Here is a 16,835-nt window from a genome sequence, read left to right as displayed (position 1 = left end):
GTTTAGAGCGAAGCATGAGGTTCACCACTTTCAAGAGTATACTTATATTATACCAAATTAACGCGGTAATGTGATGAACTAAAAAGAAAATAATAAAGACTGTCGAGACTTTCTCGACAGTCTGAGAAAATCCATCTAATCGTTGAAAAATGTGGATTTTTCCGAAATTAACTGGAGGTTTTCCAGTTAGTTTGGGTTCGTGTCGTCAGCATTACGCATACGTCCTCGAAGGCGCAGTATCTGAGATTGTTGAACACAGTTGCGTAAACATTTATCAGAATCACGTACATTATATCTGTATTGTGTAAAGACGATTATTTTCGAGATTACTATAATGTTAGTAACGGAAGGGGAGCTGTACATGAGAAAAAATTATATACTGATTTGCGGCATTATTCTACTAAGTTGTCTACCCTTATATTTACTGTTCTCGCATAAGAGCACAGATCCCATAGTGAGTGAGGGTGAGAGGCTGGATGTCCATAAATTGGAAAGTATCGTGAATTTAGCGAGTTCACGCGGGAAAGCTGGACCAAATGATGTGAAAGCACCAACCTTTACACTGAAAACGTTAGACGGCTCTTATTCGACGATTGGCGGCAAGAGGGATAAACCGCTCGTTGTTCATTTCTGGGCGAGTTGGTGCGAAGCATGCTCCGTCGAAGTGCCAACGTTAAGGAAGCTCTATGAGCAATATAAGAATCAAGTTGATTTTGTAGGGATTAATGTTGCAACAGAAGAAAAACTAGAAAATATTCAAAAGTTTGTGCTTACGAATCATATTTCATACCCGGTACTCCTAGATGAGCATAAGCATGCAGCAGATCTCTATGAACTTCATGCGCTGCCGACTGTTTTTATGATAGATACGAATGGATACATTGTGGATACCTTTCATATGGTTGACCAGCTTGAGCTAGAAGAGAAAGTTGGACGTTTAGCCAAGCGTTAAATAACAAATACCAATTCATAAAGGAAAGAGGTTTCACGGAGATGAAAATAAAGACGTTTATCGTCCAATTATTAGTTGTTGCCTTGTATTTGACCGTTATTTCGCCATACCCTCCTGCCAAAGCGGCAGAGGTAGAAGCACTGCCAGGCTACTTTGCTGATCATTTCGATAAGGTGACGATTGATGGCAAATGGCATGTGATTGAAGGACCTTGGGCGATTGAAGCAGGGAAATTGACTGTCGCCAAAGGGCAAGGATATAAGGCCATAACGAGTGAAGAACAGTCATTTGGTGATGTGACCGTAGAGAGCGATATCAGCTTGGCTGATAGAGCCGGTGATGCGGGCGTATTATTCAGAACAATCAGTGCGACACCAGGTGCCGACAATGTAAAAGGGTATTACGCAGGAATTAGTGCAAACGGAACAGGTGTAGTTACGCTTGGTCGCATGAATAATAACTGGACCGAGCTCAAACGAGCTTCAGTTACGATTAATCCGAATACAAGTTACCATCTGAAAGTATCTGCTGTAGGTGATCTAATCAACGTCTATGTGAACGATGTATTAGTACTTACACAGTCCGACAGTACCTACACATCGGGTAACATTGGTGTAAGGATGTACAATTCACTGCCGACTTACGATAATCTCGTAGTAAAATCTACCGAGGGAAGCACGTTATTCGAAGATACTTTCGAAACGCAGGCCGAGCAAAGCCTTGGTCAGTGGAATCAAATTGATGGCAGCTGGAAGCTGCAGGCTGGTACGATAACGGTGAATAGCGGCGATGGTTATAAAGCGCTTGTCAAAGATAAGGAATTTGAGGATATGACCCTCGAAACTGATATCAAGCAGCCTAGTGGAACAGGAACTGGCGATGCGGGTGTACTGTTCAAAACGCAAAGTGCTGCACCTGGTGCGGACAACGTCCGTGGCTATTACGCAGGATTAAGCAATAATGGTACGGTTATTCTCGGCCGAATGAACAACAATTGGCAGGCGCTGAAGACAGTGAAAGCGCTACCGAGCATTGATGCGAACCGGTCTTACCACTTGAAGGTTGTTACCGATCAGAATCGAATCAAAGTGTATGTCAATGATACGCAAAAGCCGATCATTGACTTTATCGATGACAGCGCGGATAAGTACACCAAGGGTGGTATCGGTTTGCGAAGTTATCGTTCCGTACCGCAATTCGATAACTATATTGCGAGTGAATATACCGTGCCTGACGCATCTTTCGTCGCACCTGTAGCGAATAAAAGTCCACTTGTGCAAACGCCATTCACTCCGCTTCCACTAGGTTCCATCGAGGCGAAAGGCTGGCTGCTAAAGCAACTTGAGCTGCAGCGCGACAATTCTACGGGATACGCAGAGGATTTGTACAGTGAGCTTGGCACCAACGCGGCTTGGCTTGGTGGGACAGCGCCAGATTCCGATTGGGAGCGTCCGGTCTACTACTTGAAAGGGCTTGTTCCCTTGGCCTACACGTTAAAAGACAAGGATCTCATTGCGAAATCACAGAAATGGATTGAAGCAATACTCGCCAGTCAGCATGCGGATGGCTCCTTCGGACCTGAGAGCAGTGATGATTGGTGGCCTCGCATGGTCGCACTGTATGTCATGAAAGACTATTATGAAGCAACCAATGATGGGCGCGTGCTTCCGTTCATGACGAAATATTTTCATTATCAAGTGGCTCAATTGCCTGATCGGCCGTTAAGAGATTGGGGCAAAATACGCGTAGGTGACAATATTGACACGGTGCTCTGGTTGTATAACCGGACGGAAGATGCCTTTCTACTTCAATTAGCAGATACATTGGCTGATCAAGGGTATCCGATTTCGGATATTTATGCCAAAGATGAGTTTCAAAATTTCGGCAATGATTTCCAACCGACCCATGCCGTCAATGTGAATGAAGCGATCAAAATGCCAACCATTTACTATCAAAGATCGCATGATGAACAAGATCGTGATGCTTTCCAAAAAKGCGTCAGCAATTTGGCTAAGCATGAACAGATCACGGGGATGCAATCCGGCACTGAAATGTTGGCAGGTATTGGAGCGACGCAAGGTGTGGAACTGTGTGCCATTACAGAACGGATGCAAAGTAACGAAGAGGCCGCAATGATTCTAGGTGATCCGCACATTGGCGATGCGCTTGAGAAAATTGCCTTCAACTCCTTGCCTGGCGCTATGGATAAAGAGTTGAAGAACCATCAGTATTATTCCTTACCGAATCAGGTTGAGAGCAATATAGCAGATCATGGTTTTAAACAGAATTATGATAATGGGACGATGCCATCTCCAACATCGGGTTTCCCTTGCTGCCGATTTAATATGCATATGGGCTGGCCGTATTTTGTGAAGAATATGTGGGGCGCCACACCTGAGGGTGGACTCGGTATTATCGCGTATGGACCAAACCGGGTTTCAACCAAAATTAAAAATGCCAACGTCACCATTGATGAAACGACGAATTATCCATTCGAGGAACAAATCGGATTCGATGTGACTACGTCAGAAGCTGTAAGCTTCCCGCTCAAGTTAAGAATTCCCGCATGGGCGAATCAACCGACGGTAACGGTAAATCGTCAAGCGCAGCAAGGCGTTATCGCTGGCGAGTATATGACGATCGATAGAATTTGGACGACAGGTGACCGTGTTGTGCTGACAGTGCCAATGAAATTGAAAACATCAACTTGGGTGAACAATTCCGTTGGTATTGAACGCGGACCGCTTGTGTTCTCTCTGCAAATTCAAGAAAATTGGCAGGTTCAATCCAATCCAATCGCGGCAATTCCAGGCTTTGATGCAAGCGCTCTTGGCTATAGTCAATATCGTGTGTCATCTAGCAGTCCATGGAACTATGGATTAGTGATTGATCGAGAACATCCGGAGGATTCCATTGAAATTGTGAGAGGGGCTATGCCTGAGAATCCTTTCATCCAAGCAACGAGTCCAATTAAATTAATTGCGAAAGCGAAGAAAATTCCGACATGGGGGAAATCGGCTAATAACGTCGAAGCGACCGAACCTCCTGTAGGGCCAATCTTATCGACTGAGCCGACTGAGGATATTACTTTAGTACCTTATGGTGCTGAGAACTTGAGAGTTACCTATTTCCCTGAGGTGACGGAACAAGCCGAAGAGGCCGTGACCATGAAATATGAAGCGGAACAAGCTGAAATTGGGCATGCGAAAATAAATACAAATAATAATCGTGCGTCAGGTGGCAGCTATGTCGGAGAGATCGATTATCCAGACAGCTATGTCCTTTTCAACTCCGTTCAAGTTCCTGCTGCTGGTACATACAACATGGATATCTGGTTTGCCAATGGCGGCGATTTTACTGCGGCTACGGGAAAAGTTCTCGTTAACGGCGAGGAACAATTGATCAAACTTCAGGGTACACAAAACTGGGGGCGCTTCATGGCCATCCCACTAACCGTAGATCTCCAAGAAGGAACGAACACCATCAAGTTTATGAAAAGCGAGGGCTTCTATGAGCTAGACTATGTGGTAGTTCGACCTCTGGAAGTAAAAGAGCCTGAACCTACGCTCCCTGCCGTCGCTAGCTTGACGGGTCCTGATGTGGTTCAAGTGAATCAAACCTTCGATCTAAAGATGGGTGTTTCGAATGTTACCCAAAGTGTGTATGCACAGGATGTAACGGTGACTTATGATCCAAGCCAAGTCGAATATGTAGGTGCAGAGGCTTTGACAGAAGGATTTGCACTGGTTGGCGAATCGAAGTCGACAGTTCAATTGCATTTCCTAATGGCAAAAGTAGGTAACTTAGACATGGATGGTTCCTTGCTTAAACTGAAATGGAAAGCCAAGTCTATTCCCTACACAGCGAACACCGTCATCTCCTTAGCGAACGTTATCATTGCGGATCAACATGGGACAGAAACAACGTTAGATGCCGTCGGACACACGATGCAACTAACGGTTCTTGTCGACCACGTGGACCCAATAGATAACACGGAACCAACTACTCCTACACCTTTACTAGGTGATCTCAACAATGATGGCAAATATTCCACTGATGATTTAGATATTTTAGCTGCGTTCTATGGTGTATTTTCGAATAGTGCCTCGTGGGAGCAACTGAAAAATCTAGACTTTAACCATGATGGTCAAATTGATCTTGTTGATCTTGCAGCCATGGCGCAAATGATTTCGCAGTAAAACATAGATCATCGGAATCCCGCATATTGACGATACGACATGTATCGTTATATGTGGGATTTTTGTATAAAAAAGCCTATTAATGTAAATACAACACCAGCTGTATTTTTCTATAATAAAGAAGTTCTAACATGGATAAACAAAGGAAGGAGGTAGCGCGAGGAGACTGAATATACCAACATGAATCTTTACATAGCTAGGAAAGGCCTCCCCGAATTTGATACGTTATGCATCCAAAATAAGAGAGGTTGGTTCAAGCATGAAGTTCAAAGACGTGCAGAAAATGCTTTTAATGCTTGTCATGGTTGTCAGTTTGTGTCTTCCTTCCCTATCGATTACACATCACGTTCAGGCTGCAGAAGCTGAAACACATGGCTTGAAAGGTGACTACTATACGAGCTCAGGCTCACCAAGCTTTAATTTTGGAACTTTCAAAGCGACAACGGTTGATGCAAATTTGGATTTTAGCTCCTTGGAAACCGCATTGAAGCTGATGACAGGGCAAAGTGATAATGTGAATGTGAGATGGACGGGATCGATCGTTCCTGCCTATTCCGAAAATTATACATTCTCCATCATTGGTGACAATGGTTTCCGCTTGTGGGTGAATAACCAACTTGTGCTTGATCATTGGGTCAATGATTGGGATAAAGAGCAAACGGGAACGCCTATCGCTCTGGTTGCAGGCCAGAAAGTTGATTTCAAGCTCGAATACTTCGAGGCAACTGGCGGATCTAATCTGCATGTGAGATGGTCGAGTCCTTCTCTTGCCAAACAAGCGATTCCAACAGAAGCGTTGTTCACACCTGCTGGTTATAAATCCGCAGGCCGCATCTCCGCGGATGGAACGAAGGCAGAGATTAACTTCGATAACGCGTTATCCACACCGCCTGCAAGTGGTTTCGGCACGCATCTAAAGGTGGATGTTGCTGGAACGAGCTGGCCTATTGCATCGGCGGCACTTCAGGCTGGGAATAACAATGTTCTCGTACTCACCTTTGAGAATCCGATTTACTCCAAGGATGTTTCACAGGTGGGGATTAGTTATGACGGTAATGGCGGTTTGCTCAATGGGGACGGAAGTTCCGTTGGCACTTTCTCCAAATTTTTGAAAAATGACTCAACGTATCAAATCATGACACCATGGGCGGAACAACTGGACTCTAATAACGTGTTACCTGAATATCCTCGTCYACAGCTGGCCCGTGAGCAATGGATGAATCTTAATGGTGAGTGGGAGTTCCAGGCTGCTAAAGCTAGCGATACACTTCCGACGGGTCAAACCTTAAAAGAGAAGATTCTCGTCCCGTTTGCGGCAGAGTCGATTCTTTCTGGGATTCACCGTACTGAAAGCTTAATGTGGTATAAGCGATCCTTTACGATTCCTGACAGCTGGAGTGGTCAACGGGTGAAGTTGAACTTCGGGGCTGTTGATTATTTGGCTACTGTGTATGTCAACGGACAGCTTGTAGGAAGTCACAAGGGTGGCTTCACAGCATTTAGCCTGGATATCACAGATCAATTGAAGGCGGGACAAAATGAATTGATCGTGAACGTGCTCGACAACACGGATTCTGGGGAAGATCAAGCGGTAGGGAAGCAAACCGTGAAGAAGCTTGGTGGCATTTGGTATACGTCAAGTTCGGGTATCTGGCAAACGGTTTGGATGGAGCCTATCGCCTCAGCTCATATTGACAAGCTCGACATGGTGCCGGATATCACCAATCAAGTGCTGAAACTGAAAGTAGCTGCTTCAGGTGTCCAAGGTGAAACCGTAGAAGCGAAGGCTAGCGTCAATGGGCAAGTTGTTGGCACAGCGACAGGAGCTCCAGGAACGGACATTGCCATTCCTGTTCCGAATGCAAGACTCTGGTCACCTGACGACCCGTTTCTTTATGATCTGCAAGTGACTTTGAAGAACGGAACGCAATCCGTTGACCAAGTAAATAGTTATTTTGGGATGAGAGAAATCAAGACAGGTCTGGTTGATGGTGTCATGCGTACACTGTTGAACGGCAAATCCGTCTTTATGATGGGACCGCTGGATCAAGGGTACTACCCAGATGGGATTTACACCGCGCCTACTGAAGAAGCGCTGCAATTCGACTTGGCAACGATTAAACGTATCGGCATGAACACGGTGCGCAAGCATATCAAAATTGAGCCGGCACGCTGGTATTACTGGGCAGATAAAATGGGCTTGCTGGTCTGGCAGGATATGCCTAGCTTGGAGGATCGCCAAGGGAATAAAGGTAGCGATATTTCCCAAGCGGCCAAAACACAATGGTTGAAAGAATATAAGGAAATGGTCGACCAGCTTCGAAGCACGCCTTCGATCGTGACGTGGACAGTATTTAATGAGGGCTGGGGGGAATTCGATCAAGGTGGCCAATTATCCAAAGATGCCGTGAATCTAGTAAAAAGCTGGGATTCCACGCGCCTCATTAACGGCAGCAGCGGTTGGTGGGATACAGGTGTAGGCGATCTGAACGACGCGCACAGTTATCCGGCACCTACTTCACCTGCTCGATCAGCGAACAGAGCATCTGTCATTGGCGAGTACGGCGGACTTGGTTTGCACGTGACAGGGCATGAATGGACACCGCTGACCTTCTCCTATCAATTAATGAGCAGCAAAAAGGAAATAACCGATAAATATATTGGTTTTATCGACTCCCTTAAACAGCAGAAGGCGAATGGTCTGAACGCAGCGATTTATACGCAAATTACAGACGTTGAGTATGAAATTAACGGACTGCTTACGTATGATCGTAAAGTTGAAAAGCTAGATTTTGACCGAATCGCCAAAGCACACCGAGAGTTGATCGGCACAGCGAATAAAGCTGATTTGAATGCGCAACTTGCCGTAGAAGAAAGCTTTCTTGGTGCCATTCGTATCGGTTCTCAACCGGGCGCATATCCGCAAGCTGCCGTCGATCAGTTTACGACAACACTGAATGCGGCTAAGGCGGTTAATCAAGATGCGAACGCAACGGTAAGTCAAATTCAAGGGGCACTAGATAGCTTGGTAGCTGCACATCAGCAGATCTTATCTACCGTGCATGCGCCCATACCTAACGGTTTTACAACAGATTCATTTGATTCCACAACGCTCGCGCCTAGTTGGACGATCTTCCGTCAGGATAGCAGCAAATGGAGTCTGACAGCGAATCCGGGAAGTCTCCGATTGCAATCTTTGGCTGGGGATATGTTCGGGAACTCCAATGCAAGTAAGAACGTATTCCTGCAAAACGCACCAGCGGGAGATTTCGTGGTTACCACCAAAATCACAGGTTCGGTGAATAAGAATTATGAGCAAGGCGGTTTGCTCGTTTGGCAAGACGAAGATAACTATGTGCGAATTGGGCATGTGTGGGATACGACGGGTGCTACTGGTAAAAATCTGGAAAGTGCATTTGAGAAAAACGCCGTATACACGAAAGCAACCAATGTTGCAAAGCATCCGGGGACAGATTCGGTGTACCTGATGATAGCGAAGGTAGGCAATGTCTACACGACATCCTTCTGGAATGGTACCGCTTGGCAGCAGGCGGCTGATCCGATGACAGTCAATTTATCGAATGTCAAAGTAGGGTTCTATGCGATGTCAGCAACAGATGGTACGTCCATCCCTGTAGATATTGATTATTTCTCGGTAGGTCCTGCTGTGGATCAGCCGACTTTCACATTTGCAGGCCCACCTGTTGTTTCCAGCGGGCAGCCATTCAGTGTGACATTAAGTCTTGGCTCGGTTACGGAAGCTGTATACGCGGAAGATCTGACCGTGACGTATGATCCAACACAACTCGAATTTGTCTCAGTAGAAGAACTGCATGCAGGTGTTACTGTGGTGGATAAAGCCGTGACACCAGGGAAACTTCGGTTAATTATGGCGAATATCGGTGTGGCTGATGTGAATGGAAGTATGCTTAAGTTGAACTGGAAGGCCAAATCGTTGACAAGTACTGCGAATGCGACAGTCCTACTTTCTAGTGCCGTGCTTGCGAATGGAGCCGGTCAAGAAAAGACACTTGATCAAGTCAGCTTCCCTGTTCAAATCACTGGACTAGTTAATAAAGAAGCCTTGCAAAATCTGATTACCGATGCGCAACATAAACATGATCAGGCGGTTGAGGGAAGCCTTGCTGGCCAATATCCGATCGGCGCCAAAGCGGATCTTCAAGCAGCCATTGCGCAAGCAACAGTTGTAGCTGACAATGCAGGTGCAACGACTGAGCAAGTCGCTCAAGCCGTGAATGTGCTTCAATCTGCCTTGAATCACTTCTTATCCCGTGTCATAAGCGCAACTCCTGGTGACATTAATACCGATGGCAGATTCACAGTCGGTGATTTGGCCCAAGTCGCTGCGGCTTACGGTAAAACGTCGGCTGATTCCGATTGGGAGCAATACAAGCAAATGGATGTCAATGGCGATCATATTGTCGATATTGAGGATTTGGCGGCGGTAGCGCAGTTGATTTTGCAGTGATGTGATATAGAAGGAGCTAAGCGGGGTGTTGGCGCTTAGCTCCTTTTTTTTCGGCACACAAGCGAACAGTATTGTTAATCGAAGTGGACATATTGTACATGGTGTAAATAATTTGTTAAGCCCTTTGGATGAAATGGAAATATAACAGTAGCTGCATAGCTCCTATAATGAGCGTGTAGGTATCGAATCAAGAGGGGGAGATGTTCATGTTTAACAAAAGGAGGAGTGCTTGCATCCTCATTGCCGCCATGGCAAGTCATCTGCTCATACCATTCAGTATGGCAGGCCAGATCACGGCACAGGCAGCAGTAACTAATTATGTGGCTGCAAGTTTCAATACGTACCCTACGGCGCCCTCAACCTCAGGCCCAACAGCGGAAGTAGGAGGGAATTGGGGGTTATATAATGCCAAAGCTGGAACGGATTATACGGTTGGGGAAGCTGTTTACGGTCGGAGTGATCTCAGTTTGAAGCTGGTGTCAGGTACTGCTGGCACCCAACTGTACACGGGTAAATTCGGCTTGAACCTCGCAGGCAAGGTGGTGCTGGAAGCGTCAGTACGGGCACAAGACACTGGACATATCCGATTGCTAGATGTAAAAAGTACAAGCGGCGTATGGAAGAACTTTCTCACACTGACGGAAACAGGGCAAATGTCCATCTTGAATACGTCTTTAGGGACGTATACACCGAATACGTGGTATCGCGTCAAAGCAATCATCGATCAGACCGGCAAAAAGGCGGATGTGCTGTTGAATGATGTTCAAGTTGTAACCGGTGTCACATTAGGGGCGACCTGGGATACGATCAACACGCTTAAATTTACGCAGACAGGAACGGCGCTGCCAGGAAGCTCATATTTGGACGATGTGAGAGTGTATACGTATGCACCAGTTGAAAGCATTTCCCTGATGCCTGATGCGGCAGCGATTGGCGTGGGTAAGCAGCAAGTTCTTTCCGCTCAGATAGTGCCTGAAGATGCTGCGGATCAGCGTGTGGTTTGGAGCTCGGATAATCCAGCAACGGTGACCGTCGATACGTATGGCGTGGTTACAGGTGTGGGTGTTGGAACCGCACGGATTACGGCAACGACATTGGATGGCGGGAAAGTAGCCTCATCCATTATAACCGTTTCCAATAACGTGCCGGTTACTGGCATTGCTTTGCCAGCTAGGCAGACGGTAGCAGCAGGGGGAACTGCGCAGCTAACACCTGTTATTACGCCTGCAAACGCTACGAACCGTAAGGTCACATGGACAAGTGACAACACGGCGATCGCAACAGTCGACGTGCAAGGGTTGGTCACCGCACAATCGGCGGGGCAAGCCATGATTACCGCACGAAGTGAAGATGGCGGTTATAACGCGACGACGAATGTGACCGTGCTGCCGCCGGGCGTGGCTTCGATATCTTTGCCAAGCCAGGTAACTGTAACAAAAGGAGACACGATTACGCTAGTCCCGACTTTCCAGCCGGCACAAGCAAGCAATCAGCAGGTCATCTGGTCGATTGGCGATGCGACGATTGCTTCTGTCGATTCGGCAGGTGTAGTGACTGGTCTTAAACTTGGCGAGACGCCGCTTACAGCGACTAGTGTGGATGGAGGTAAAACAGCAAGCACCATGATCAAAGTTAGTGAGAAAGCAGCAGCTTCCGATGAATTCGAGCGATTAAGATTGAAACGCAAATCGGGTCTTGATGGCGGTGACAATTTAGATACGGCAGACACCGATGTGTTGGCTAAGGTAGCGACACTTACGACAAATGGACAGACGCGTTGGTCGACTATGCAGAAAGCGGCAGACCGCCAAGTGCTATGGATGGATTCCGTTGTGAGCAGCGGCAATTCAGATGCCATCCATAACAACATTTCGCGAATTCGCGAGATGGCGTATGCTTACTCCACGAAAGGCGGGGCATTGTACCACAATCAGCAACTGCAAAGCGATATTGTTTCTGCACTGGAGTGGGTGTACGTCAAGCAATATAACGAGACGGGGACGGCTTTTGGTAACTGGTGGAATTTCGAGATAGGCATTCCGGCTAAAATGACAGATATCATCGTGATGATGTACGATGCGTTGACATCGGAGCAAATCGCCCGCTATATCGCAGCGATTGATCATTATACCCCAGATATCCAATCGAATTTGTTTGATACGAGTTCTTATTATACAGGGGCGAATCGTTCCGATATTTTAATGTATAAACTTGTGGATGCTATTTTGTTGAAATCAGAGTCACGCATACGCGCTGTGGGATCTGAAATGTCCCCCTTGTTTGCTTATGTAACATCAGGAGATGGCTTTTACGATGATGGATCTTTCGTGATGCATACCTCCGTCGCCTACACGGGCAGTTACGGCTCGGTCATGTTGGAAGGGGTCAGTCAGCTGTTGTATTTGTTGAACGGCAGTCCTTGGCCGATTACCGATCCGAATGTGAACAACTTTTATAAATGGATCTATGATGGGGTTGCCCCGTTGATTTATAAAGGAATGACGATGGACATGGTGAATGGCAGATCTATTGTTCGCGGATCCGATAATGCCCAGAAAACAGCAGCAGGCATCATGTCAGCACTCGCAAGGCTTGCGCTAAATGCGCCAGCGGAAGATGCGCAGAAACTGAAGAGCATGCTGAAATCGTGGATTACGCAGGATCAGACTCAGTTTAACTACTATAATTTCTTATCGTCTATGAATCTGATAGGTTCTGTAAAGCAATGGGTGAGCGACGCAACAATAGTGCCGGATAGAGAAGCTGCAGGTTATTATGAGTTCGCGGGTATGGCTAGAAGTCTGCAAATTCGGGATGACTATTCGTTCGGCGTCAGTAAGAGCTCGAAGCGCATCCAGACCTATGAGCTGAACAATGGTGAAAACGGCGAAGGCTGGTATACCGGTGACGGTATGACCTACCTATATAATGGCGATCAGTCACAGTATATGGAAGACTATTGGGCAACCGCGAACCGTTACCGCTTACCGGGCACGACGGTAGATACAAGACCGCGTGTGTTTGATAACTACCAAAACGGTGACGGTGAAGGCAAGCCGGCCAATGCATGGGCAGGCGGTGTTGAGATGGGCTCCTACGGCAGCTCCAGCATGCAGCTGAAACAGATTGGTACCACGCTGCAAGCGAATAAATCGTGGTTTATGTTCGGAGACGAGATTGTTGCGCTGGGATCTGGCATTTCGAGCAGTGATAACCGGACGATCGAGACGATCGTGGAACAGCGCAAGCTGAATGCAAGTGGCGACAATCCGTTGATTGTTGATGGGCAAGCTAAGTCCTCCGGACTAGGCTGGACCGAGCGTATGTCAGGCGTGCAGTGGATGCACTTCAGCGGAAACGGTGCGCAATCGGATATCGGGTATTATTTCCCTGATAGACCGACGATAAATGGGCTCCGGGAACAGCGGACGGGTCGCTGGAGCGATGTGAATCAGAGTGTGGCGCAATCCGCACCGGTATCTCGCAACTACCTGAGCCTGTGGTTGGACCACGGGAAAAGCCCGCAAGGGCAAACGTACAGCTATGCCATTTTACCGAATAAAACGGCTGACCAAGTAAAGCAATACGCAGAACACCCACCCTATGAGGTACTGGTGAATAATGATCAGGCGCAGGCGGTTCGACATCAAGGGCTTGGCCTCACAGCTGTGAATTTCTGGAAGGATCAGAAAGTGAAGGCGGATTTGGTGACGAGCTCCAGACAAGCTGCGGTTATGATTAAGGAKGAGAATAATCGTCTAGAGGTCGCTGTCTCTGATCCTACGTTGGAGAATTCAGGTGCCATTGAGCTTGAGCTGGATCGCTCCGCTGCAGGCACGCTGCAGGCAGATCCGCAAATTATGGTCACACAGCTATACCCGACGATTCGATTGGTAGTCCGTGTGAACGGATCAGTAGGACGCACGTTCCATGTGGTGTTCGACACCGATCCTGCAAAGCCGAGACCGTCGGATCATCCGCCGATTCCAGCCATCGTCAATCCGAGAGGTGTAAACAGTGAGCTAGACCATTCGACTAATCTGTACGCGGCCTTCGATAACGAAGGCAATGGACTGGAAGCCATCGGTGGAGGTCCAAGTGGATGGAGTGTTAGTAGCGCGCAGCAAACGATTGTGACGCTCGAACGGTTGCCGGAGGAGTCGAGCAACATCCTACGCCTGCTGGATATGAGCGATCAAGCCTCGGCCGTCGCTACCCGATTGTTTCCATCGGTATCTGAGCTAGCCGAAGTGGAATGGACGTTCGCGGAGCCGTATGGTCCCAAAGGTGAAGAATTCAAGCTGCTCAGCGGCGAAACGCCAGCCATTCGCTTAATGACACGTTCGGGAGCGCTTTATTGGCTTGACGGACAGGGTGCTGAGCATTATATTCAACCCGTTTCGGCAGCAACTTGGACGAAAATTCGACTGACGATCGATATTCCGCACAACAAATATGATGTTTATGTGGACGGTAAATTGGCGGCAGTTGGCGCAAGCTTTGCAAATCCAGTCACAGCGATCAGCGGCATTCGCTTCGAAACGGATGAGCTGCAGATGGACGCGATCCTGTACGTTGATGATATCTCTGTGTATCGTTTTGGCGAGCAGACGCTGGTATATAGTACGTTTAATGCAGGCAGTGGCTCCTGGCAAGTTGCTGAAAGTACAACGGCCCCTGTACAGGTAGTGGACGATCCGAATCTGAACAATAAGAGCATCCTGCTGAATGATAATGACAACAAGTTTAGTGCTTCGATCAAGCAATCGTTTGCGGAGCAAACCGGCACCTTCGTGGCGGAATGGGATTTGAAAGAAAAAAATAGCGGTAAAACACCGTTCTATGAACTGCGGCAAGGTGAGAAAACGGTTGTCCGTTTGTTAACCAGTGGTACGCTGCGCTATTTGTACAAGGATGGCAAAGTGGATACGCTTGGATCTGTTCCAACGGGTGTATGGCATCATATCCGATTGGAAGTTGATGTTGCAAACCAGAAGGTCAATGTCTATTTAAACGACGTACTGCAGAAGGCGGGACTCAGCTTCTACGAATCGTCGTCATCGATCGATAATATCCGGATCTATACGTCTTATGGGGCGGTGGATGCACCAATGTGGATCGACAATGTGAAGTTGTACACCTATATGCAGCCAGTTCAACCGCGAGGATTGGAGCTGAGTACGGTGGAGCAAGCGGTGTTTTTGGATCAGCCGTCTGGAGGGGCTGAGCAGACAAGTGTGTCACTTAGCGCGGAAGTGACACCTTCGAACGCTTATGATACGACTGTTCGCTGGATTTCCTCCAACGAGCAGGTCGCATTGGTCGATGCCAGCGGTTTGGTAACAGCGAAGCAGCCTGGCAAAGCGATCATTACAGCAACAACAGCTCACGCCGAATTGCAAACTGCTGTCACTGTGTATGTGGTTCCAAAGGCACCTGAGCTTACAGCGGATGACGCTGCGAATACGGTGACGGGGATGACTGCTGGGCTGGAATTCAGCCTGGATGGCAGTGAATATTCACTATACGATGTAGAAGCTTTCAAGCTCATCAATCTTAACGGACCTCACCAACTTATTGTCCGTTGGGCGGCCAATGAGTCCACTGGCGCACCTGCAGGGAAAGTGACGACGCTGCGATTCGTCTCATTGAACCCGTCAACAGGCGAAGGGGCTGGATCTGGTTCTGAATCTGGCTCCGCCACTGGCGAACCACCCAAACCTGTGACACAACCAAGTACTGGATCCAAAGATAGCATCATTCCATTGAAACTATCGGATGATTCCATCCAAACAAGCAAGGACAGCCAAGGAAGAGAAGTTACAACGGTTATCGTGGATGCCGATGCCCTTAAGCAAGCATGGTCTCCGACAACGTCGGCAGTCGTCATTGCTCCGCCAGTTAGCAGCAGTTCATTCGTTGTGAAGCTTCCGGCTAACGTCCTTCAAAAAGCATCGGAGACAACACCAGCAGGTGTAGTTATTATTCGATCACAGCAAGGCGAGATCTCCTTGCCATTGGCGTTGTTTATGCTTGGCGGTGCCTTGGCGAATCTGTCGCAAACTTCGGCAAGTACCTTGTCCGTCACGATTGAAAAAGCGGATTCTTCGATGGAAGATCGCGTGAAGAATGCTTCAGGTCTTCGCAACGTTTCAGTAGTAGGTCAGATTGTGGATTATAAGGTGACATTGGAGCAAGAGGGTACGGTTGTACCGGTAACGCAATTCGGGAATCTCTACGTGGAGCGTACCCTTTTCATTCCAGCTAAACTGAATGCGAATACGGCAACTGCCGTACGGTATGATCCGGAGACTGGCGATCTGAACTTTGTACCAGCGGTGTTCATAACACTACCTAACGGACAAACGGAAGTGCGCATAAAAAGAAACGGCACGAGCATTTACACGGTCATTCAAGGCAATACAACATTTGATGACCTCGTCGGTCACTGGAGCAAAGCCGATGTTGATAAGTTAGCCTCCAAGCTAATCTTGCAAGGCCAATCGGAGGGACGCTTTGTGCCAGAAGCATCGGTCACGCGGGCAGAGTTCGCTGCAATGCTCGTTCGCGCACTTGGCTACCAAGCGAAGCCGGTTCGTCAACCTACGTTCAACGACGTAGCGCCGACCGATTGGTTCTATGATGTGGTTGAGGAGGCGGTGCAGGCGAAGCTGATCGAAGGCATCGGCTCAGATATGTTTATGCTGAATCAGCCCATCACGAGAGAGCAGATGGCTGTAATGATCGTGTCAGCGATGAAGCTCGCAGGCAAACAGGTGCAAGGCGATGCGAGCCAAAACACACGCAAGAATTTCTTGGATCAATCGCTCATAAGCCCATGGGCCAAAGTGTCACTGGCAGCAGCTTTGCAAGCTGAACTAATGAACGGTAGATCCGACAATGAGATCGCGCCAGCTGCTAATTCAACAAGAGCGGAAGCGGCTGTTGTGCTGAACAGATTGTTGATTTACGTGAACTTCATGAACTAAATCCAGAAGAGGGAGCCCAAGGCTCCCTCTTTCTCGTCTAAACGTAATTATTTTAACAACGTAATTGGACAAAATAGTCATTCCCTTTCTTAGGGGAAAACCGTCATAATGGAGGGAGTCGTATTGCCAGAAATCCACACTATAACGGCTATTTAGCAATATGTGAGAATACGAAGTATGGGGAAATGAACGGAATGCTTACATAC

Annotated in this window: 4 protein-coding genes; all 4 read left to right on the top strand. The window is 47.7% G+C overall.

Going from position 1 to position 16,835, the window contains the following annotated elements; genetic code table 11:
* Nucleotides 1-361: 361 nt before the first annotated feature.
* Nucleotides 362-952, top strand: a complete 591-nt coding sequence (locus AB4114_RS02950) for a TlpA family protein disulfide reductase (protein ID WP_441987037.1) — start codon at nt 362-364, stop codon at nt 950-952.
* A gap of 41 nt (nt 953-993) precedes the next feature.
* Nucleotides 994-5,151, top strand: coding sequence for a family 16 glycoside hydrolase (locus AB4114_RS02945; RefSeq protein WP_441987036.1), 4,158 nt, complete (start codon nt 994-996; stop codon nt 5,149-5,151).
* Between the two features lie 259 nt (nt 5,152-5,410).
* Nucleotides 5,411-9,640, top strand: a complete 4,230-nt coding sequence (locus tag AB4114_RS02940) for a PA14 domain-containing protein (RefSeq protein ID WP_441987035.1) — start codon at nt 5,411-5,413, stop codon at nt 9,638-9,640.
* 206 nt (nt 9,641-9,846) lie between these two features.
* Nucleotides 9,847-16,629 carry a polysaccharide lyase family 8 super-sandwich domain-containing protein gene (locus AB4114_RS02935; protein WP_441987034.1) on the top strand — a complete coding sequence of 2,261 codons (6,783 nt, stop codon included), beginning with the start codon at nt 9,847-9,849 and terminating at the stop codon, nt 16,627-16,629.
* Nucleotides 16,630-16,835: the final 206 nt, after the last annotated feature.

This window comes from Paenibacillus sp. 2RAB27 (assembly GCF_052115445.1).
Taxonomy (GTDB): Bacteria; Bacillota; Bacilli; order Paenibacillales; family NBRC-103111; genus Paenibacillus_E.
This window is presented reverse-complemented; position numbering and strand designations above follow the sequence as displayed.

Bases quoted from the DNA above. Each gene is read 5' to 3' on its own strand.
- AB4114_RS02950 (WP_441987037.1), top strand. From the start codon at position 362: ATGAGAAAAAATTATATACTGATTTGCGGCATTATTCTACTAAGTTGT.